This is a genomic window from Paramaledivibacter caminithermalis DSM 15212, assembly GCF_900142245.1.
Lineage (GTDB): Bacteria > Bacillota > Clostridia > Peptostreptococcales > Caminicellaceae > Paramaledivibacter > Paramaledivibacter caminithermalis.
On the sequence record NZ_FRAG01000006.1, the window covers coordinates 96,970 to 119,821 of the forward strand.

General features: G+C 31.5%; 20 protein-coding genes and 2 riboswitches. All 20 genes read right to left on the bottom strand.

Going from position 1 to position 22,852, the window contains the following annotated elements; genetic code table 11:
• Positions 1–89 precede the first annotated feature (89 nt).
• A complete protein-coding gene (locus BUB36_RS03980; protein ID WP_073147257.1) occupies positions 90–974 on the bottom strand; it encodes a hypothetical protein in 885 nt (294 codons plus the stop codon).
• Between the two features lie 154 nt (positions 975–1,128).
• Complete coding sequence (locus BUB36_RS03985) at positions 1,129–1,668, bottom strand: DUF5698 domain-containing protein (protein ID WP_073147259.1); 540 nt, start codon at positions 1,666–1,668, stop codon at positions 1,129–1,131.
• Positions 1,669–2,269: 601 nt separating this feature from the next.
• Entirely contained in the window at positions 2,270–3,223 is a 954-nt protein-coding gene (locus BUB36_RS03990) for a M23 family metallopeptidase (protein ID WP_073147261.1), read from the bottom strand.
• Positions 3,224–3,605: 382 nt separating this feature from the next.
• Complete coding sequence (locus BUB36_RS03995; RefSeq protein ID WP_073147263.1) at positions 3,606–5,972, bottom strand: homocysteine S-methyltransferase family protein; 2,367 nt, start codon at positions 5,970–5,972, stop codon at positions 3,606–3,608.
• Positions 5,944–6,675, bottom strand: coding sequence for a vitamin B12 dependent-methionine synthase activation domain-containing protein (locus tag BUB36_RS04000; RefSeq protein ID WP_073147266.1), 732 nt, complete (start codon positions 6,673–6,675; stop codon positions 5,944–5,946). Before BUB36_RS04000 ends, BUB36_RS03995 begins: the two co-directional genes overlap by 29 nt.
• Positions 6,659–7,555: a methylenetetrahydrofolate reductase [NAD(P)H] gene (gene metF, locus BUB36_RS04005; protein ID WP_073147268.1), complete on the bottom strand. Its 897-nt coding sequence runs from the start codon at positions 7,553–7,555 to the stop codon at positions 6,659–6,661. The genes BUB36_RS04000 and metF overlap by 17 nt, the downstream gene beginning before the upstream one ends.
• A gap of 24 nt (positions 7,556–7,579) precedes the next feature.
• The gene (locus BUB36_RS04010) at positions 7,580–8,302 is read right to left on the bottom strand and encodes a UPF0280 family protein (protein ID WP_073147270.1); all 723 of its coding nucleotides are present in this window, start codon (positions 8,300–8,302) and stop codon (positions 7,580–7,582) included.
• Positions 8,303–8,340: 38 nt separating this feature from the next.
• Positions 8,341–8,742 (bottom strand): NIL domain-containing protein, encoded by a 402-nt coding sequence (locus BUB36_RS04015; RefSeq protein ID WP_073147272.1) that lies wholly within the window; start codon positions 8,740–8,742, stop codon positions 8,341–8,343.
• Between the two features lies 1 nt (position 8,743).
• On the bottom strand, positions 8,744–9,916 hold the full coding sequence (locus BUB36_RS04020) for a homocysteine biosynthesis protein (RefSeq protein ID WP_073147274.1): 1,173 nt from the start codon (positions 9,914–9,916) through the stop codon (positions 8,744–8,746).
• Positions 9,917–10,078: 162 nt separating this feature from the next.
• Positions 10,079–10,182: riboswitch (SAM riboswitch) on the bottom strand.
• Positions 10,183–10,478: 296 nt separating this feature from the next.
• A riboswitch (SAM riboswitch) is annotated at positions 10,479–10,584 on the bottom strand.
• A 75-nt stretch (positions 10,585–10,659) separates the two neighbouring features.
• Entirely contained in the window at positions 10,660–11,700 is a 1,041-nt protein-coding gene (locus BUB36_RS04025) for a 5-oxoprolinase subunit C family protein (RefSeq protein ID WP_073147276.1), read from the bottom strand.
• A gap of 1 nt (position 11,701) precedes the next feature.
• Positions 11,702–12,439 carry a 5-oxoprolinase subunit PxpB gene (gene pxpB / locus BUB36_RS04030; protein ID WP_073147278.1) on the bottom strand — a complete coding sequence of 246 codons (738 nt, stop codon included), beginning with the start codon at positions 12,437–12,439 and terminating at the stop codon, positions 11,702–11,704.
• A gap of 133 nt (positions 12,440–12,572) precedes the next feature.
• Positions 12,573–13,340, bottom strand: coding sequence for a LamB/YcsF family protein (locus BUB36_RS04035; protein WP_073147280.1), 768 nt, complete (start codon positions 13,338–13,340; stop codon positions 12,573–12,575).
• 60 nt (positions 13,341–13,400) lie between these two features.
• Entirely contained in the window at positions 13,401–14,192 is a 792-nt protein-coding gene (locus BUB36_RS04040; RefSeq protein ID WP_073147282.1) for a putative hydro-lyase, read from the bottom strand.
• A gap of 353 nt (positions 14,193–14,545) precedes the next feature.
• Complete coding sequence (locus tag BUB36_RS04045; RefSeq protein WP_073147284.1) at positions 14,546–15,784, bottom strand: Nramp family divalent metal transporter; 1,239 nt, start codon at positions 15,782–15,784, stop codon at positions 14,546–14,548.
• 365 nt (positions 15,785–16,149) lie between these two features.
• Entirely contained in the window at positions 16,150–17,532 is a 1,383-nt protein-coding gene (locus BUB36_RS04050; protein ID WP_073147286.1) for a sigma-54-dependent transcriptional regulator, read from the bottom strand.
• Positions 17,507–19,282 (bottom strand): sensor histidine kinase, encoded by a 1,776-nt coding sequence (locus BUB36_RS04055; RefSeq protein WP_073147288.1) that lies wholly within the window; start codon positions 19,280–19,282, stop codon positions 17,507–17,509. The genes BUB36_RS04050 and BUB36_RS04055 overlap by 26 nt, the downstream gene beginning before the upstream one ends.
• Positions 19,283–19,284: 2 nt before the next feature.
• On the bottom strand, positions 19,285–20,751 hold the full coding sequence (locus BUB36_RS04060) for a sodium:solute symporter family protein (RefSeq protein WP_073147290.1): 1,467 nt from the start codon (positions 20,749–20,751) through the stop codon (positions 19,285–19,287).
• Positions 20,752–20,755: 4 nt separating this feature from the next.
• Entirely contained in the window at positions 20,756–20,884 is a 129-nt protein-coding gene (locus tag BUB36_RS20335) for a hypothetical protein (protein ID WP_278247802.1), read from the bottom strand.
• 258 nt (positions 20,885–21,142) lie between these two features.
• On the bottom strand, positions 21,143–22,186 hold the full coding sequence (locus BUB36_RS04065) for a stalk domain-containing protein (RefSeq protein WP_073147292.1): 1,044 nt from the start codon (positions 22,184–22,186) through the stop codon (positions 21,143–21,145).
• A 270-nt stretch (positions 22,187–22,456) separates the two neighbouring features.
• The coding region (locus BUB36_RS19585; protein ID WP_165613024.1) for a hypothetical protein at positions 22,457–22,852 on the bottom strand (396 nt) is incomplete at its 5' end.

Consider the following 22,852-nt stretch of genomic DNA (forward strand, 5'->3'; position numbering starts at 1 on the left):
AAAATTTTACTGGTAATAGTTTGCATCTAACCTCTGTTGCCTAAATTTACTTAAATTCCTATAATAAAACATGTTCATAAAAATTATTTCTATCCCATTCCGAAAAATATATGATACAGATAAAAGGATGCATCCTTAAGACTATACCAATATTCCTTTTCATTATTAATTATATGTAAATATGAATCATAGCTTTCTAATTTAATCTCCTCACCATGGGAAAATATCGTGCTTTCACCCTTTTTTTCTCCTTTATCACTTGGTGCATTATTAAGCAGCTTTCCCTCTGATAAAGTCTTTGCAAACATTGTCATCCTAAAGGTTGAATAGGAAACCCCTTGATTAGCAATCAGTATACCTCCACTGGCAATCTTTGTATCGATATTGCCTGGTTTATTCCATGAAGAACTAGGTATCAGTGCTTCTCCCAGCTTATGGATGTTTAAATTTGCCACATAATATTTACCTTCAATTTCTACTATACCCCTATCTACAACCTCTATATCATATTGTTTATCACCCTTTATAAATGTATATAAATATGTAGGTATATCGGGAGTAAAGCCTGAAGGCGGCTCATGGGTTTCATATTTCAAATGTAAAAAGTCACCAATACTATTAAGAATTCTAGAATCATTAACGGAAATGTATTTATCATCGGAATCATGGGGAGCTATCACTATCTTATCCCATTTCTCAGTTTCCAGCCATGGATAGGCGTTTTTAATCTTATTTTTTTCTTTCAAAAAAACATCATATATATCAAAATTTTCATATTCTATCTGAGTCATATTTAGTTTTTGCTTTAAGTCGTCATGTTCTTTAGATTTTTTATCATTATCTTCCTCTAGCTTCTGTAATTTAGCTTCTAATATACCAATAATCTTTTCTTGTTCTTTTAATTCACCATGGCTATACAATGCAAATCCTATTGTAATAATTACTAACACTGTCATTATAAATTTTTTATTCATACTATGTCCCCCTATGTCTCTAAATCAATATCTCATTTTTATATTCTATAGAAAAGGTATATCTCCTTTTTTTAGTTAGCTAGTCTGTAGATATGTTAAAACAAAAAACTAATAGTTTCTTCATCACCATTAGTTTTTATAATCATCATATAGATTATGTTGCTTTAATTCTTGTTGTGCTTATTTTACCATTTACTTTGCTTAGATTTTTAATCTTTAAAGTTGGATTACTTACACCATATTCATTCATAATGTTCTCAAGCACTGTAAATTCTTTTCTCTTAATTACCACTTCAACTTTATACCTTCTATTCCCATTATTACCTCGGGCTAAAAAATTATTAACAGTATAGCCTTCGCCTCTAAGCTTTTCTGCTATCTGGATCATTTTATTTTTACTATTTAAAAATATATCCACCTCCAAAATGCCAAGTGCTAACCGTTCTTCAAGTTTATTCCCAATAAATACACCCATGGTCCTACCTAGAGCATATGCCATTGTGAAATGAAGTCCCTTGGAACTAGTTACTTTAGTAACAACTGTTGCAAAAATCATTGCATCTATAAATACTACAAAATAAACTGGGTTCATAATTTTTTTTGATATTAATATAGTTTTTAAAGTTGCTAAAATATTCGTGAATGACGTTATTAGAAATAGACCTATCAGTGGAAATATAACACTTACTGTCATTACTTTACCTCCTTTATATTCTTTGTTATGTTTTTATAATTAAACATGTTCTTTTATTAGTATATTATTTATCTTAAAGCTATCTACCATTAATAGCATCTATATTAATTCTTAGTTCTGTACATTATAAGTCAAAATAAGATTTTGCAAAACATATAGATAAACAATTATCCGAGTTAAAAAATAATTAGTACACTTTTCTTTTCGTAAGTATCAAAGTAAATATTGCACAAAAAAACTAACATATTAAAAAGTATGTTAGTAAACAATCAGTTATTTAAATATTTTCGATAATTAACACTTAACTCCTTCACATAAAATATGTATATTCTATCATCAGACAGTAACATGGCATATTATATAAAAAATTAATAAGAATAATTATGTAATTGCTCATTTAAATAATCCATAGAAATACGATGAAAAGCATTATAATAATTCTCTAAAATAATGATAAGATTATTTAAAAAATTATTCAGCTATGCTTTAACCAGATTTTCCCAAATAATAAACTAACTTTTTAAGTATATCATATAAATCAAAAGTTTGCAATATAAAATTTTATTTTTTATATTTTAAAATTGATAATTATTGAAACCACTTAAATGTTTTTTTCAACCACCGTAATCCTATAATCGTCTAAAAACTTAACTATATCATAGGGATTAAACCAAGTATAACCCTTGGTGAATCTTCCCATTTTAAAGCCTATTTGAACATGTAAATGTGGAATGAGTTTTCCCCTTGTACCAGGAAGACCGTAACCCGTATTCCCTATATACCCTATTACATCACCAGCTTTAACTCTCTTGCCCTTTATAATCCCATCCTCATATCTATCCATATGTGCATAGTAGAAATATGTACCCTTACTTGAGGTAATACCTATTCTTTGTCCACCATACTCGTTCCATCCTAATCTGGTTATCTCCCCATCCGTCATAGTGACTATAGGCGTTCCCATGTCGGCAATTAAATCATTTCCCTCATGACTTCGCTCACCACCATAGGTTCTAACAGCTCCAAAATCATCGACAGATGTATAACTATATTGCTTTTCTTCTTCCTTTTTCCATTTCTTGTTCTCTTTATTCCATTTATATATTTCCTTCTTCTCAGGTATTGGTCCTACCCTTAGATCATCAAATACCTTTGAATAAATATCATAAAGGGCTTTTTGAGGTTTAGTCATCCCTTCATTTTTTTTCACTAATATTACAGCTCTGTGTAATGCTTTATCTGTATATCCAGCAGTTGTAAAATTAGCTTCATTGGCTGAGTAAGTAAGAAGCTTTGAAAAAGATATATCTTCCTTATTAGCTTTTATATATGCCTTTTTTAAGTATTCATAGGGTATACGCAATTCTCTCTGTGATTTAATCTCATCCTTATCTAAGTCTTGCATTATTATTGTCATAATTGACGTTACTATTATCGGAATTAGAATAATTAAAAAAAGAATTATAATAACTTTTAGACCTATAACCCTTTTTCTCCTTCTAACTAACATACTTTTTAATCTAGCTTTCATTAAGTTTTTTCTCCTACTTGTCATCTTCATCCTCCCTTTTCCTATTTGTTAAATACTATTATTTCTATATTAAACTAATTTCTCTTGATTCTTATTTACTACATTTTATATGCAATAACAGTAAAACAAAGAACCTAGATTTTTTCATGACAAGTATATCACTGGGACGGCTAGAAGATATTTAATTATTCTAATTCCATCCTTGTGATATAAGGAATTTAGATATTTTTTCCAAGCCTTCTTCGATGATTTTAGGATTATTGGCAAAGCCTATCCTTAAATAACCTTCCACAAAAATTACTCCATTTAAAAATTTCTTTAATAAAACTTAAATTTCCTGTGTCATTTTTTACTTTCAATAAAAAAATCAAGAATAATCTCATTATGAGCATTCTTGATTTTCCTTCTAAACCTTAAAAAACTTCTTAGCTATATTTACTGATTCTCTTGCATCCTTTCCATAATAATGGGCACCAATCATTTCTGCATATTCCTTATTTAGAACCGCACCTCCAACCATTACAAAGCAGTCAGGATGTTGTTTTTTTAATTCTCTAATAGTTTCCTCCATGGCCTTAACTGTAGTAGTCATAAGGGCACTTAATCCTACTAGTCTTATATCTTCCTTTTTAGCAGTATTTACTATATCTTCAATAGGCACATCCTTTCCAAGGTCAATAACCTCAAAGCCATAATTTTCAAGGAGTATTTTTACTATATTTTTCCCTATATCATGGATATCTCCTTTAACTGTTGCAAGGATTATCCTGCCTTTGGATATCTTATCTTTACCATCTATTATCAACTTGTCCTTAATAACATCAAATGCCCCTTTAACGGTTTCTGCACTTCTAATCAGTTGTGGAAGAAATATCTCTTCTCTTTCATATCTTTCGCCAACTATATCCAGAGCCGGAATAAGATAGGAATCAACTATTTCCATGGATTCAGTATTCTCAAGAAGCTCCTTTGTCTTTGTCTGAGCTTCCTCCTTCATTCCATCTATTATTATCTGCTTTAAATCCTTTTCAATACGATTTTTTTTTTCATCATTCTTAGGAGTCTTGCTGTAAAATTCTATGAATTCTTTACATTCCTTATCTTGATTTGCTAATATCTTAAAGGATCTTATGGTATCCATGAGGATTTCTGATGTAGAATCTGTTATTGGTGCATCTAATCCATATCCCAATGCTAATGCCAGGTATGTAGCATTTATTATCTTTCTATTGGGAAGTCCAAAGGAAACATTGCTAGCTCCAAGTACGGTTTTTACATTATACTTTGATTTTATCATTGGTATTGCCTTTAGAGTTTCCATTACTGATTCTTGAGCTGCTGATGCTGTAAGTACTAGGCAGTCTATTATAATGTTTTCTTCTGGTATTCCATAGGTTTTAGCTGTCTCTATAATCTTTGAAGCTATCTTAAGTCTTTTCTCAGCAGTTTTGGGTAGTCCCTCTTCATCCAATGTCAAACCAATAACACAAGCACCATATTTTTTAGCTATAGGGAATATTTTTTCCATGCTTGATGTTTTCCCATTCACTGAGTTTATTATAGCCTTGCCATTATAAATTCTAACTGCTTCCTCAATTACATCGGCCTTTACACTATCTATCTGCAAGGGAAGGTCTATTAAAGATTGAAGCTCAATTACAACCTTTCTCATCATTTCCTTCTCATCTATTTCTGGAAGTCCAAGATTTATATCTAAGATATCAGAACCAGTTTCTTTTTGAACTATAGCTTCAGATATTATATAATCAATATCATTGTTACGAAGTGCTTCCTTAAGCTTCTTTTTTCCTGTAGGATTTATTCTCTCGCCAATTATTTTTACACTTTCTCCAAGAATAACTGTTTTTTTAGAGGAACAAGCCGCTGTTAATCTCTTATTTTCTATTTTTTTAGGCTTTAGCCCCTTTAGATTTTCCTTTACTGTCCTTATAAAATTAGGATCAGTCCCGCAACAGCCTCCAAATATTGATACTCCCTTTTCAGCCATTATATTTACTTCTTTAGCAAATTCTGGTGCTGTTAAATCATAGATAGTTTCTCCATCTATTAATTTAGGAAGTCCCGCATTTGGCTGTATCATAACAGGGATAACGGCAATTTTTAAGATTTCATCAACTATGGGCTGAATCTGCTTTGGTCCTAAAGAACAATTCACACCCAATACATCTACTCCAAGACCTTCAAAAACCTGAACCATTGTAGTAGCATCGGTACCCATTAATGTACGTTTATTTTCCTGAAAGGTCAAGGTGCAGAAAACTGGCAAATCACTATTTTCCTTTGCCGCCAAAATAGCTGCCCTTGCTTCATATATATCTGAAATTGTTTCAATCAATATAACATCGGCTCCAGCGGCCTTACCCGCTATTACCTGTTCCTTAAAAACATCATAGGCATCATTAAAGCTTAAAGTTCCATAGGGCTGCATTAACTTTCCCGTTGCCCCTATATCTAATGCTACTAATTTATCTTCTGCTGCTTTTTTAGCAATATTTACGGCTGCTTTAACTACACCTTCAACGGTATATGGTGAATCCTTGAGCTTAAACCTGTTTGCTCCAAAGGTATTGGTAGTTATTATATCAGCCCCTGCTTCAATATATTTCCTATGAATATTGTATACAACTTCTGGAAAATTGATATTATAGGCTTCAGGCAATTCACCTGCTTTCAAACCTTCTCTCTGAAGCATGGTTCCCATTGCTCCATCGAAGATCAAAAAATTATCCTTTAATAATTTTTGTATTCCCACAACTATCCCCTTCCTTTGCAAATAAACAATTTTGATTTAATCTACAGTCCATGCAACCTACTTTTTTATCCTTTACATCTTTACCTATACCTATAAGGGCAGTTACAGATTTTCGAGGGATTAATATATAGCTATCGGTTACAGTAAGTCCTATATGTTTTTGAGCATCTAGAATATTTAGTATATTAGGTTGAATTTTTATAGATAAATCTCCATATCCCGGACTATATCTGGAAGTGGTGTTATATCCATCTTGTATTGCATGTTTTTTTATTATGGACTCTACTCTGTCGCATAGGGCTTCTATTCCTGTAGTAGCGCAAGCATCAAATATTACACTCTTGGTTAAATCCACCTTGCTATAATACATAATTCTTTCATCTACTTCACTTCCTAAGGTTACTGCCATAATAGCACATTTTTCTGAATTCTGTAAATGCTTATATATGTCCTTTCCCTTTATTTTGAAGCTTGAATTTCTAAAATTAATACTGTCTTCTTCTATTTCTATATCATAAATATTATATACAAAGTTTGTTCTAGCTATTTCAAACATCTCTTCTATACATTCATTTATTATTTCTTCGGTTATATCATCTACTTTATTTTTTCTATATCCAAGGTAACGCAAGATTTCATTTTTATTAATTACTAATTTTATATAGTTTTTGTTAATAATATTATAATCAAGATGCTTCCTCATTAGCTAGTACTCCTCTTATATTTGTGATGCTTTCTATAATTCTTCTTGTTGTCTTAGGCCTATTCATGGTATAAACATGTATTCCATCTACTCCCCAGGATAACAGATCTATGATTTGTGCTATAGCATAGGCTATTCCAGCTTCCCTTAATGCTTCTGGCTTATGTTCATATTTTTCTAACACCCTTAAAAACTTTTTAGGCAATGTACAGCCCGTTAAGGATATAATTTTTTCTACCTGATTCTTATTAAGTACTGGTAGTATACCTGCTATAATAGGCACATTTATGCCTAATTTATCGGCTTTTTCCTTAAAGCTGTAAAAGGTTTCATTATCAAAGAATAGTTGTGTTATTAGAAAATCTACTCCAGCATCTACCTTTTCCTTTAAATGAAGTAAATCCTTATCTAGACTTTGGCATTCTAAATGCTTTTCTGGATAACACGCAGCACCTATACAAAAATCATCATTTTCCTTAATATGTGCAATTAAATCCTTTGCGTATTTATAATGATTAGGACCTATATAATCAGCTCCAGCTCCCTCAGGATAATCACCTCTAAGTGCAAGTATATTTCTAACACCCTTGCCCTTAAGGGAATTTAAGGTCTCTTCTACTTCATCCTTTGTAGATGTTAGACATGTAAGATGAGCCAAGGCCGATAAATCATACTTATTCTTTATAAATGAAGCTATATCCACGGTAGTATCCTTTGTACTACCTCCCGCTCCATAAGTTACGCTGATAAAATCAGGTCTTAGATCATTTAAAGCATCTACCGTTCCATAAATTGTATCTACAGGATAATCCTTCTTTGGTGGAAATATTTCAAATGAAATAAGTGGATTTTTATTTTTAAATTTATCTCTAATTAACATTGCCATACCTCCCATCATATATAATTACGGTTTTACCAATTCAACCTTACCCCAAGCACCCATCTTGTCTTTGATTATTATTAAAATACCTTCTATACCTTTAATAGCCTTTCCATATTGGATTCCTTTGTCTATATCACTTGGTTCCTTTATAATATTTCCAATTGCAGTTGCTACAGCATCAGCTGCCAATGAATCCTTAGATAATACTACAACTGCATCAGCATTACCAAAGCTCAGGGAATGGCCTATTGTTCCAGCTGAAGTACATATACCCATAGGTGTATCCTCTGGAGATATTAATAATGCCAGCTTTTCAGAAAATGGAGATTCTCCTGCATATATCAATATTTTTCTTTCCTTATTGGTTTTTATGAAAATATCTCCACCATTTTCTATAATAATCTCATCGGTATGTTTTAATAAATCAAGCCCTACATACTGTGATATTGCGCCAGCCACAGCAGCCATAGGTCCAACATTAGCAATCTTAGCAGCCTCAGCCATGTGTTTAACTATTTTTGCCGCTGTATCTGCCACATCTATAGGTGATAAACTTTTATAGAAATTAGCATTATCATCTCCATAAGTTCTAATAGCATTTCTATATTTTTTTAGATACTTTTTAGCTTCCTTCTCCAGATTAGTTTTTGCAGATATGTGCAGGTCAGATTCTTTATCAATCACTGTAAAGTTTACAAACTTGTCTGACTTCATATACTCCCTGTAAAATCTTTCTTCATACATCTAATCACCAACTTAAAACAAAGTATATCTTTTTCCTACTAAACTATACTAGTTATAGCTCTTACTGGACATGCCTTTATACAAAGCTTACAATCAAGACACCTATGTTTCTTAAAGGTCACCTTCCAACTTTCATCCATAGTAAGGGCCCCTACCTCACAAATAGCCGTACATGCTCCACAATTAACACATTTATCCTCATCTATTGTTATTGCTGTATTTATCACCTTCACTTTAACACCCTTAATTTTTAAATATTTTATACTCAAATCTAACTTTTCCTCTAATCCTTCTACTTGCAAAAATAAGGAACCCTCAATATTATAATCTATAGATGCTCTTAATATGTTTATCTTCAAATCATAGTTTTTTATTAATGTATATGTAATAGGTTCACCTGTCAAATTTGATGGAAAAGATAAAAGTAATAGCTTTTTCATTTTAAACCTCCTCTTCTTCTACTATTTCAAGGGATTTTAATTTATTATTAGTTGGAAAGGTCTGAACAGGCTCTTGTATTAAAAATTCACCTTTCTTTATCCATGTCTTTAACTCATCAGCAATCTTACGTGCCTTTTGAAGACTTGACAATGGAGCTGTCTTAATCTCCTTGCCATCCAGTGTTATTTTCCCTCTTCTAAGCTCTTCATAGCTTACTCTTCCCAAACTCGGCTTACTTCTTCTTTTTACACTATAATCAATAATATTTGTATATATATCTTTGTCTTCAATTGACACGTGTTTCATCATTTCTTCATCAATTATAGGTATTGGTATCCCTACACCTACAAATATAGATGTGCCATATTTTTCAAATACTGCTGGTCTTATATACTCTGTACTCATATTTTTTAAGTTCCCTATTAATGCCAGAGTTCCACCTCCACCTAGTGGTATACCCCTCTCATCTCTAGCACCTCCAGAGTTAAATTGTGTTCCCTGCCATGAGACATATCCCACTGTCCCTGCTAAAAAAATCCTTGTTCCTATGCCTATAGTTCTATATAGAGGATCATTTAAAAGTGGACTAAGCTGTCCTGATGTTGAGTAGGTAATATTTCCTTTATTAGGTTGTAGTATTCCCATATAGGTATATATTCTCTTATCAGAAGTGTTTATAGCTGCATTGTAGTTCTGATAGCAGTTTCGTGGATTAAATAAGTAGGCTTCATTTATAGAATCCTTAGTAATATATGTTTCTACCTCCTTACATGGATAACAGTCTGTTCCCCTAGCAGTTGCCATAAGATGAACTTTTTTCCCATCTATAAGGTCACATATTACATGGGCACCACCATATTCCATACCCTTTTCCTTTGATTCCTCTGTTGCTCCAATATAAACATCTACTGCTGCCAATCCTCCATAGGCTGATACCCCGTTTAAATATATCTCAGACATTCTTATTGGTGGATCCGAATGACCAAAGTTTAGAAATGCTCCTGTAGAACACATAGGTCCAAAGGTGGCTGTTGTTACAACATCAACATACTTAGTTGCTTCCTTCATTCCCTTCTCCTTAACAATATCGATTACTTCTTCAGCAGTAACTACTACTGCCTCTCCACTTTTTATCTTTTCGTTGATTTCTTCATAAGATTTCTTAACTGTCACATCAATTTCCTCCTTAATTCTAAGTATAGTTTATAGCTAACTATAAAAATATATCTGAAATTATTAATAACCTCAGAGTTTAACCCTAATAACATACAACCTTCAACCTCTTTATAAATATAAAAGCCTTATCCGACAATGGAAAAGGCTTTGATCTCAGCTTTCTCATCTGCCGGTATAACACCGCTGGAATTAGCACCATTGTACAAAATGTACTGGTTGCCGGACTTCATAGGGCCAGTTCCCTCAGTCACTCTGGATAAGAATTTCTATGAAGTTGTAAGCTGTAAAGTTTAAGTTCTATATATTTATATTGCTATGACAAAGGAATCTGACAATGCGTTTTAGTTACAAGTTCCATGTTCCAAGTTTTAAGGTCATTCTTTTAGGTATAAAAAACCTTAATTCCTGCTTTTAAAATTTTACTGGTAATAGTTTGCATTTATTTTCTGTTATTTGAATTTAATTAAATTCAAGTATGTAATTTCTTACAAAAAAGCTTGAGTTCTTTGGCTATTAAAAAAACCTTCTCTGACATCAGAGAAGGTTTTTTTACCTTTTGCTCTCATCTGTCGGTATTTTCACCGCTGGATTTGGCACCATTGTACATATTTGTACTGGTTGCTGGACTTCATAGGGCCAGTTCCCTCAGTCGCTCTGGATAAGAGATTAAATATTCAATTTTGTGATTGATTATAAGTATACTGTCCTTTTAAAGAATTGTCAATACTTTTTTAAAATTTTCACTCTATTTCTTGAATTCCTACATTAAATTTCTTACCATTCGATCTTATTTTCAAGTTTATACTGTTTTTAACTATTACCTTTTTAGTAGTTTTTTCAAAATCATAAACTAGCTTTAACAATTTCTCTTCCCTCTCTTTTAAAAGTGTCTGAGCTTCTTCTATATTAATTTGCTGAAATCTTACCCTATCACCTGCCTTAAGCTGAGCAAGATATGGTATATCAACGGAAATAACATTTGCAATCTTTGTATATCCACCTGTAGTCTGCCTATCAGCCATCATGATTATAGGTTCCCCATGACCAGGTACCTGTATTGCGCCAAGGGTAATGCCTCCTGATATTATGTCTGCTCCGTTCCTGTGTTCAATTTTAGGGCCATTTAATCTATATCCCATCCTGTCACATTGATTAGATAAAGTATATTCACTATTTAAAAATGTCTCAATCCCTTTCCCTGTAAATCTATAATCCTCAGGTCCCATAATAACTCTAACTGTATATTGACTTCCATAATAGGGTATAAAATTCTTAGGAATTCTTCTGACACCTAAATATTTATACCCTTTATTTATATTAACTTGAAGAATATCTCCCTTTTTAAGCTTTCTGCCTTCTACTCCTCCCAGTTTTCCCCTAAGATATGTGGATTTACTATTCATAATTTGTGGAAGATCAAATCCTCCAGATACTGCCAAGTATGCCCTGCATCCTTTTTTAAGAGTGCCAAATCTTAATATATCACCTTTATTTATATAAACAGTACTATACATCTCAATTTCTTTTCCATTAATTGTTGGAGATATATCTGCTCCTGTTATTGCAATGATAAGGTTTTCATAAAATTCTATTTCTGGACCTATAAATGTGATTTCAGCGGCAGCTTCATATCGATCATTGCCAACTAATATATTTCCAAGCTGTAATGAAAGAATATCCATGGCTCCAGCTGTGGGCATCCCATATTTCTCATAGCCTATCCTTCCATCGTCTTGAATAGTAGTAAGTAAACCAGGATTATTTACTCTCAAGCTGCTCATCTTATTCTTCCCCCTTCAATATTGTCTTTTTAATATCATACTTATCTTCTATAATTTTCTTGCAAATAGTATGATATTCTTCTTCATTTACGGGTTCAAACTTTAGATATTGTCCAGCCTTTAAGAGTACAGAAGGATTCCTTTCGGGGTCAAATAATTTTAGGGGAGTTCGTCCTATTATCTGCCATCCACCCGGACTGTCAATAGGATATATACCTGTTTGACTTCCAGCTATCCCAACTGATCCAGCAGGGATTTTTTCTCTAGGTATTTCTAACCTAGGTGTAGAAATTTTTTCAGACATTCCCCCTAGATAAGTAAATCCTGGTGTAAATCCAAGCATATATACTAAATAATTGGGACTGCTATGGATATCAATAACTTCATCCCTTGTTAATCCGTTATGCTTAGCTACATTTTCCAAATCCATACCATAATCTCCACCATATAATGTTGGTATATGGATTACTTCTGCTGGAGGAAGCTTAATATTATTTATTGATTTTTCTATGTCATTTAATTTTTCAACTAATTCTTTATATGACGACTTTATAGAATCGTAGATTATTAAAATAGTTGTATAAGTAGGAATAATTTCAATTATCTCATCAAGTTTCTTTTCTTCTATACAATAGCCTAAAGCTCTTATTTTCTTATTTATATCTTTTGATATTTCATTGCCAACCTCTAGAATTAATCCACTATCTCCAGATGGCACAAATTTTATTTTCTCATACATTGCAAGCAATCCTTTCTCGACGACAAAGTAACCTACGATACTTTGTCAGATTAAGATTCCATTTATGGTCAATCCTTTTTAGTATAGATTAAGATTGAGAGTTAAGGGGTCATTCTCTTAGGCAAAAATATTATTATATAATATCCTTTAGAGCTCTTAAAGCTATTCCATTTTCCACAAGCCTCTCATTAAGATTTTTTGTAAATTCTACAGCCATTTCATTGTCTCCATGTACACATATACTATTTGCTTTTAACATTACCTCAGTATTGTCTATGGCATTTACCAATCCTTTTTTTACCATATTCAGTACTCTGCTTATACATACTTCAGTATCGTGTATTACGGCACCTTTAAATTTTCTTGATACTAAAGTTCCATCGTTGTTATACGCTCTGTCAGCAAAAACTTCGTTGGCTACCTTAAGACCTATATCCTTTGCTGCTTTTATCATTTCTGAATTTGCCAATCCCATAAAAATTAAATTTTTATCTACATCATATATAGCCTCTGCTAAAGCTCTTGCAAGTTCATAATCCTTTGCCGCTGTATTATAAAGGGCTCCATGGGGCTTAACATGCTGTAATTTTCCTCCATAGGTTTCAACAAATGACTTTAGTGCTCCTATTTGATAAATCATATATGCCCTTGCTTCTTCTAAGCTTATATTCATATTTCTTCTTCCAAAGCCCATTAAATCAGGATATCCAGGATGGGCTCCAATTGCTACTCCCTTATCTACAGCCATTTTCACTGTTCTTTCCATTACTACAGGGTCACCTGCATGGAATCCACATGCTATATTGACCGAGGTTACATAATCTAATATTTTTTCATCATTACCAATTTTGTAATTTCCAAAACCTTCTCCCAGATCACAATTCAAATCTACTCTAAACATGTTATCACCTTCTAAATTTTTATCTTATTTTTTAATAATATAGTATATTTAGGCTTTTAACTAAAAATTTCCTAATTCATAGTTTTTAATATCTGTAATAAACATATGACCAGGTGCATGGGTTATCATAATTTCAGGCTTCACCTTCATGGCTACTGCCTGGGGTGTAACCCCACAAGCCCAAAATACTGGTATTTCATTCTCCTTAATTTCCACTGGTTCTCCAAAATCAGGATTAAATATATCTTTTATGCCTATTAGCTTTGGTGCACCTATATGTATAGGTGCACCGTGAACCTTGGGATATCTAGATGTTATCTGAACCGTCTTCACTATATTATCTACATGTACGGGTCTCATACTAACCACCATCGGTCCAGAAAAAATACCAGCAGACCTGCATTCCATATTAGTTATATACATAGGCACATTACTTCCAGCTTCAATATGTCTAACTGAAATTCCTGCATCAATTAGAGCTGATTCAAAAGTAAAGCTGCATCCTAATATGAAAGAAACATAATCCTCTCTCCAAAAATCTTTAATATCTAAATACTCTCCTTCAAGCCTTCCCTTTTTATATATCCTATATTTTGGAATATCAGTGCTTACATCAGAACCTTTAGCAATAGATTTTAGTTCTCTCTGTCCAACATCTGTAACTTCCAATACTGGACATGGCTTTGGATTTCTATGGGCGAATAATAGAAAATCATAAGCTAAGCTCTTTGGTAAAATAACTAAATTACCTTGGGCATAACCTCTGCACAATCCCGAAGTTGGTTTTTTTAATATATTTTCTCTTATTCGTTGCCTTACTTTAACAGGTTTTTCAAAGGATAGGTCAGTCATACTACTAATCTCCTTTCTATGTGGATAAAAGCGTGTGATGACGTTTTATAGTTGTAGGTTAAAGGTTTTTGGATAGTCCCTTTAAGTATTAAAGCCTTAACGCCTTTTTCCTAAATATTGCTGATAATATAGATTTCCAATAGCAAAACTTAATTTATACATATCAAAATATCCAGAGCTTTAAGGATTTTTGATGTGTATAAATTAATTATTTTACTGGAATATCTATATTTTATAAATTTTTTATAACTTACTTCATCTATATTTTAGGTATAGGACTTTTTTGCAAAATTTTAAGTTTTTTTAAAAAATCATATATACTGGAGGTTCTTATCTCCAGCATATAATTAGGCTTACATTAATCCTAAAACCTTTAAAATACTTCTAAGTCCAAGTCCGATGGCAACAAGTACAACGATTGAGCCTAATAAATTAGTTATTCCACTATTAACATATTTTCCAAGTCTCTTCTTGTTATTCATTACATATAGAAGGAATATTGCAACTATTGGAAGTAGTATTCCGTTTGCAGCCTGTGCAAAAATAATAGCTGAGATTGGCTTTAGCCCTATTGCTGAGAAAATAATACCTATAATTAAGACTATCATCCAAACAGCTTTAAATCTGCTATCCTTAAAATCTTTTTTCCAACCTAATGCTCCTGATGTAGCATATGCTGCCGCAAGTGGTGCTGTTATAGATGAAGATAAGCCAGCTGAGAATAATCCAAAGGCAAAGAAATATTTAGCCCATTGTCCTAATAAAGGCTCAAGCTGCTTTGCCATATCTCCTGCGCTTTTTATACCAATACCTGTTCCAAAGAATGCTGCTGAGGCAGTAATAATAATTGATAATGTAATAAGTCCACCAAGAATTATTGAAATAAGAATATCTGACCTTGATTCACTAAGCCCTGAAGCATCCTTCCATCTTTCTTGAACAGCTGATGAATGAAGGAATAAATTATAAGGTACTACCGTAGTTCCAATAAGTGCCATTACAATAAATACTGAACCCTTTGGTACAGAAGGAATAAGCATACCAGCTATAATCTGCCCCCAATCAGGACTCACTACAATTGCAGTAGTTATAAATACCAAACTCATAAGTACAACTAAACCAATAAGTACCTTTTCAATCAATTTATAACTTCCTGTGTATAATAGAGTAAATGCACCTATACCCATAATAGGTCCCCAAACATTCATAGATACTCCAGTAATCGCTTTTAGACCCAATGCTCCGCCTAGAATATTTCCAGTTTCATAGGCAGCACAACCAATGCCAATGGCTGAAATAACTAGAAAAATACTTACGTACTTCATTACAGGGTTCTCAAACTGCTCCCTTAAAGCCTCACCAAGTCCCATCCTAGTAACTATACCTAGTCTAGCTGACATCTCCTGTAGTATGATTGTAGCAAATACCGAAAACACCATAGCCCAAAGCAATGCATATCCATATCCAGCTCCTGCTAATGAAGACGTTGTTACTGTTCCAGGACCTATAAAGGCAGCTGTAACTATTGCAGCTGGTCCCATGGTTTTTAACCTTTCCATAAAACTCTTCTTTTTTTCTATTGACTTCTCCATATTATACCTCCCCTAAATTAACTTGTTGTGCCAGTTTCTATCTTAGGAGTTTTAATATTTCCTTTTCCTTCATGTATGGATAAATAACACGAAATTTTATTTACTAGCACAATAAGTTGAATTAATATATTTCTATAATGAATAACGCAATATTTGTGCCAAGTATATTTTATATATTGCGAATAGTTTGAATACTGCAAGTTAGATACAGTGTTCGATTACGAACAAATAAAATGAGCGATTTCGCAACTTTTGTGCATAATCGCTCATTTCATAGACATCATCCTTATTAAAAGACCTAATCAGAATTTAGAAATCCCCATGGTCTTCAAGCCTTTATTCTAAGGTGTTTTAGAAAAAACATTCTATTCAAAATACTTTTTCACCCTTCTCTTCAATGCAAATCTGCTAATACCTAAAAGCCTTGCTGCCCTTGAATAATTTCCATGGGCTTTATCTAATGCAATAGTTATATATCTCTTTTCAATTTTCTGAATCTTATCCTCTAAGCAAAATTCTTCATCAAAAATTTCTTTATCTAAATCTTTAATTGGTAAAGACCTATTAATATCCTCATTATAATTTTGAATTTCAGAAGGTAAATGACAAATATCAATAAAGTCTATATTATATAAAATAACTATTCGTTCTATGACATTATTTAATTCCCTTACATTTCCTGGCCAATTATAGGCTAAAAATTTATCCTTTACTTTATTATTAAAGCCTTTAATTGATTTATTGAACTTTTTATTATATATGTCTAAAAAGTACTCTCCAAGCAATATAATATCTTCCATCCTATCACGTAATGGAGGTAAATTTATGGGAATCACATTCAATCGATAGTATAGGTCCTCTCTAAATTTCTTTTCTTTTATAGCATCTTCAAGATTTTTGTTGGTGGCAGCTATTATTCTTATATCTACATCTATATCCTGAAGCCCTCCAACTCTCTTAAATCTACGTTCTTCTAAAAATCTAAGCAATTTTGTCTGCATCCTCAAAGGTATCTCACCTAGTTCATCTAAGAATACCGTTCCTCCATCGGCAATTTCAAAAAGCCCTTTTTTTCTAGAAGCAGCTCCTGTAAATGCATTCTTTTCATATCCAAAAAGTTCACTTTCTACAAGATCCTTTGGAATAGCCCCACAATTTATCTTAACCATTGCCCCATCTCTTCTAACACTTTTATTATGTATTGCTTCAGCTACTAACTCTTTTCCTGTCCCTGTTTCTCCCCTTATAAGTACTGTTACATTATCATTTTTAGACAGTATATCAATCTTTTGATGTATTTCCTTCATAGCAAAGCTATTTCCAATAATTGCATTACCGCCATACCCTTTTTCTTTCTCTAACAAATATATCTTCTTTTTCATATTAAAATTATCTAAAGCTTTAGATATGATGATATCTATTTCCTCAAAATCAAAGGGCTTTTTTATATAATCAAATGCACCATATTTTATGGCAGCAACTGCTGTTTCAATATTTCCATAGGCCGTCATAATTACAACCTCTGTATCATTATCAATATTTTTTATTTTCTTTAAAAGATCAAGACCATTCTCATTACCCAATCTCATATCAAGGAATATTACATGTGGCTTAAAACTAAAAGCTTTTTTAATACCACTACCTGCATCTAGAGCACAATCTACTTCATATCCAAGATCTTTTAGCCCCTCCATTAAGGATAAACAAATAGTTTTCTCATCATCAATTATTAATATTCTTTTTTTCATCTATTTCACCACCATATAAAGGGAATCTGATAATAAATTTAGTTCCTTTACCAACAATACTATCCACCTCAATTTCTCCTTTATTTTCAACTACTAGTTTATGTACAACAGATAATCCTAGACCTGTACCTTGTGAGTGAGTAGTAAAAAATGGATTAAATATTTTTTCTAAGTACTCTTCCTTAATACCACAACCATTATCTTCAAAGGTTATGCTTAAAAATTCTATTTTTTCTCTAATACTATTTTCCAGCTTTATATGCAATTTACCTTGTTTTTTCATGGCATTTATTGAGTTTTTTATTATATTTATAAACACCTGTTCAATTTGAGCTTTATCAATAAATACCGATAACTCATCGGTCTCTATATGTATATTAGTCTTTATATCCTTTTCTTTCAGTTCCTTTTTAGTAAGGTCCAATGATTTATTTAGTATTTCTAGTATATTTGTCTTATCATATTTCGACACATGGGGCTTTGCAAAATCAAGAAGCTGGGTTATAAGATTATTTAATCTATCTATTTCATATAAAACGCTATTAAATAGATTTAGATTTGACTCATTCGTTTCTTTACATAATCTTCCCTTTAAAACTTGAATACTCATTTTCATCCCCGCAAGAGGGTTACGAATTTCATGGGCTAATCCAGCAGCTAATTCTCCTGTAGACGTTAATCTATTTATTCTTTCAATGTTTTGCTCTATTGTTTTTCTCCTTGTAATATCATTAAAGGTACAAATAGCTCCATTCGTTTTATTATCTTCAGTTCTAAGTAAAGAGGTAGTGACATCCCAATAACGTCTATTACGATCATCCATTTTATTTAACACTAAAACTTCATTTTTACTTTTTTCATTCTCAAGGGTTTCTATCAATTGATCCATTAGGGCTTCCTTAAGGCTTTCTGAACTTTTATTACGTTCTAAAATTCTTTCTCCAGTTTTATTTATTGACAAAATATTACCATCTTTGTCTGCGGTTATAATACCAATTGAAATACTTCTCAGAATATCTTCATTAAACTTTTTAACCTTCACAAGCTCTTTCGTATTTTTTTCAAGCTTGCTAACCATATTATTAAATGCTTCTGCCAGTATACCTATCTCATCTTCCCTATTTATGCTTATTTTTTCCTTCAAATTTCCCATTCCTATTTTACAACATGTTTCTGCTAGCATTTTTATGGGTTTAGAAATATTATGGGATATAAGAATAGTTGCCTGCATAGAAAACACAAGAAAAATAATTGCTATCAGAAGAATATGCTTCTGAATTTCTACAAGTTCATCGGTGAAAATATCTTTGTACAATCCATATCCTATTTTCCACTGCCATTTATCAAAATTTCTATAAGTAAAAAATATATCATCATTCTTATAAATATTATTTTTAGATTTTATTATATTGTTCATGATATTTCTAATGAATTCACTATCTTCATTGAGATTATTTAGAATCACCTCATCATCCTCAAAAATAATCATACCATTTTTATTAAGTCCATTGAAATAACTAATTGCTTTTTCTTTTCCCAATTCAATAGATATATTATTTTTCTCCACTTCCTCATTTATTGTATTAATAAATAATATATGTTCATTTAAATTATCTTCAATATTTTTTATTTTATCATTTAAAAGCAGTTGATATCCATTCCAATAGGATACTATACCTATTATTAAAATTGGTAGTATTACTAGAATCATAAAGGGAATAAGTATCTTATTTTCTATATCCCATTTCATCACTAATCACCTTTTTTCTGATAAGTAATTCTACTGATTACATAGAATAATATTAATGCTGCAACTACAGCTGGCAATACTGGATGTAGAGCGATAGTCCAAGAATCTAAAAACGTATTAATTATAAAAAATAAAATTATTATTACCAGACCTCCTATAAAAGAAGCCAAAGCTCCTTCCTTGGTAGCTTTTTTCCAGTACAATCCACCATATAAAGGCAATAAAAAAGTTGCAGAAAATATAGCCCAAACATAGCTTCCATATATAAGTAAGCTGTTAGGAGGATTTATAGATAGTATTAATGAAATGGTACCAGCTAAAAATATAAATAATCTATTTACATTTAATAATTTTTCTTCACTTATATCTTGTTTAAAGAGATTTTTATAAATATCATAGCTAAAACCGCTTGCTAATATAAGAAGCTGTGAATTTGCGGACGATATGGCTGCTGCAGCTATACTGATCAATATAAAGCCACTTAAGGGAGAATATATTACATTATTAATTATATATGGAAAAACCTCGTCTACTGATTTCACACTTTTAAGGGCTGGCTCTAAAACCCTCGACCCTATTCCTATTATTATTATTCCTACATATATTACTGCTAATATTAAAACCGATAGACATATCATTTTTATAGCAGTTTTCTTATCCTTTGCAGAGGATATTCTAATAGCATATTGTGGATTTGCTGCCAGTCCTAATCCCCAAGCAAGACAAATTGTAAAAACCATAATAGGTCTTTGAAGCCCATTACAAAAAGGATCTAAAAGACCACCCTTCTCTATCACATATGGAAAATCTATAAAAGGTTTTGTAGCTATAAGGGCCACTTTTTCATTCATCAAAGTTAATCCTCCAATGTTCTTTAATATAATTGAAGCCGCAATCATTGTTCCCATAAATAATAAGATAAAATTCAATCCATCGGTTCTAGCTACAGAAAACAGTCCTCCAAAGGTTGTATATATTACGAATAGATATACAAGAAAAATTGATAATGTATAATTAATATCTAAAAGCTCAGACATTACTATTCCGAATCCCCGTATTTGAATAATAACATATAAAATATAAGAAATTACAATTACTAAACCTCCCAATACCTGAAGAAGTCTACTGTCATATCTAATTCTAAAATATTCTGGAACCGTTAATATATCATAATCCTTTAGTTTTACTGACATAAATACTAAAAATACTGCACCTAAAAACCATCCTACAACGGAATATAAAATAACTGAATATCCATAAGCATACAATGTGCCTGTTAGACCTTGCATAGAAGCCGCACTAAACCAGGTAGCTACAAATGTAAAAATACTTGCCCTTAAACCAAGGCTATTTCCAGCAACGTAGAAATCCCTTATATCCCTTGTTCTTTTGAAACCACCCTTGCCCACCCATAATAATACAAAGGTATAAAAAGTAAAATATATTAAATAGACTAAACTTTTATTCATTTTATTAAATCACCTTCTTATATTTCAAAATCAGTGCAACAATCGATGGTCCTAATGCAGAAATGATAAACAATCCACCCACTATAACCCATGTTTTAAATGGTAATCCTAATAATAATCCTTCGTTGTTCATTCATTTTACCTCCCATAAAATATATATCATGTATATTTATTCTTTTTATTATTTTATACTTCATCTTTAGTTTAAATCATATTATAAATCCATCCTTTATTCTACAAAATAAAATTTCCTGTTCACAACATAGTTTATAAAATATTAAAACCTCTATAATATAAACTATCACAAAGGATTAAATTATTAAAATATAAAAATCCTCCTGAGCTTAATTTAAGACCACACTACAGGAGGAATCATATTCATTATATAATATTAATCATCATACTCATAAACTTTTTCGAATTCTTCATCATCTTCATCATATCTATACTCGGCTACTCTCTCTTTATCATCATCTAGCACCTTAATCTTAACATTTTTATCATCTATTACCTCATAAATTTCCTCGGCTATATCTTCAACGAAATCTCTGAAATCACTGTCATCTCTATCGTCCCATTTTGATGATTTTTTATCAAAGTTTTGACCTTCCATATCTACTTTAACATAGCTAGTATATTCTTTCAAATCATATTTAAATTCCAAATCAGAACTACCTTGTGTATATTCCTTATAATCATCATTAAGTTTATCTTCTATATCATCAATGTCCATGTCATCATCATATTCATACTTTACACTGAACTTACTTTTATTTTCATCATATTCATATTTGGCAACGCTTTTGGAATTTTTATCATTTACATAAACATTCACATCTTTATTAAACTGATGGGCGATCATCTCAGCAATATCTTCAACAAAATTCTCGAAATCATCTTCATTTCTTTTTTTCCATTCAGTAGAATATTTTTTGAAATTTTGTCCTTCCATTGTCAGCTTTATGTAGCTTGATTTTTCAGTTAAATCATATTCAAATTCTAGATCCTCTTTTCCTTCTGTATAATTTTCATAATCCGTATTAAGTTCATTTTCCATATCCTTAATATTTTTCCCATTAATTATGACATAGGGATAGTTATAGCTGGGAGCATTATATTGATAACTATAATTTGTATTATTATAAGGAAAGCCTTTATTAACTAAACTTATTGTTTTTTCATTATCATCCCATGAAGTATCAAATCCTAAATAATTAGAAACATCTTCTATAGAAACGTATATATAGCCATCATAAACAAAGGGTTCCTTCGTTAGCTTCACATAGCTTCCATTAATCTTAAGCTGAATATTATAAAACCATGCTGTTATTTGTTTACTATAGCCTACACCAAATGAAAAACTGCATCCCATCAAGAAAATTAATATTAAAGTAACAATGATTTTTCTTTTAATACCTTTTCTTTCAAACTTCAACTTCATTCCTCCTGACTAGTTACAAATATTTCAATGCTATAACTTGAAATTTAGTTGCTGTATAATTTATTTATTCGACAAATAACAGTTATTTCCTTCATTTTTTTTAAAAACCTTAAAACTAGTACAAAAGCCCCTAAAATGTTAAAATAAATGTTAAGGTTTATAACCCCAACATTTATTTTTTTAATTATATATCTCCTAATTTACCATGTTCTCTCAAAGATCAAATCGTCAAAGAGATTTTCATATAAATTGTACCAAAATACTTCACCATGGTTTATCCCAAAGCCTAGATCTAATTGTATCTAATTCATATCCTTCAATGCTTGGGGCATCTACTACAACACCAATTGTCCCTTTAAATTCTATGTATATTCCATTGCTATCTTCTTCTATTAAATCTTTAGCATTGGGTACATTAAGTATGCCGTAATGAATTTCTGTACCTGTATTAGGTGGATTATATGATTTTCTATCTTTTATACTTTCATCTTTCAGAGCCGAAATTCCAAATATTTTATATTCAATTCTGTTATCATGTCCTGATTCACTGGCATCTAGTATGTATGGAATTTGTATAGTTCCTCCACTGTCCCATACGTCTTTGTTTATCTTTAATGGATTTTCTGGAAATCTTAAATCTACTACTGCACATAGCCAATC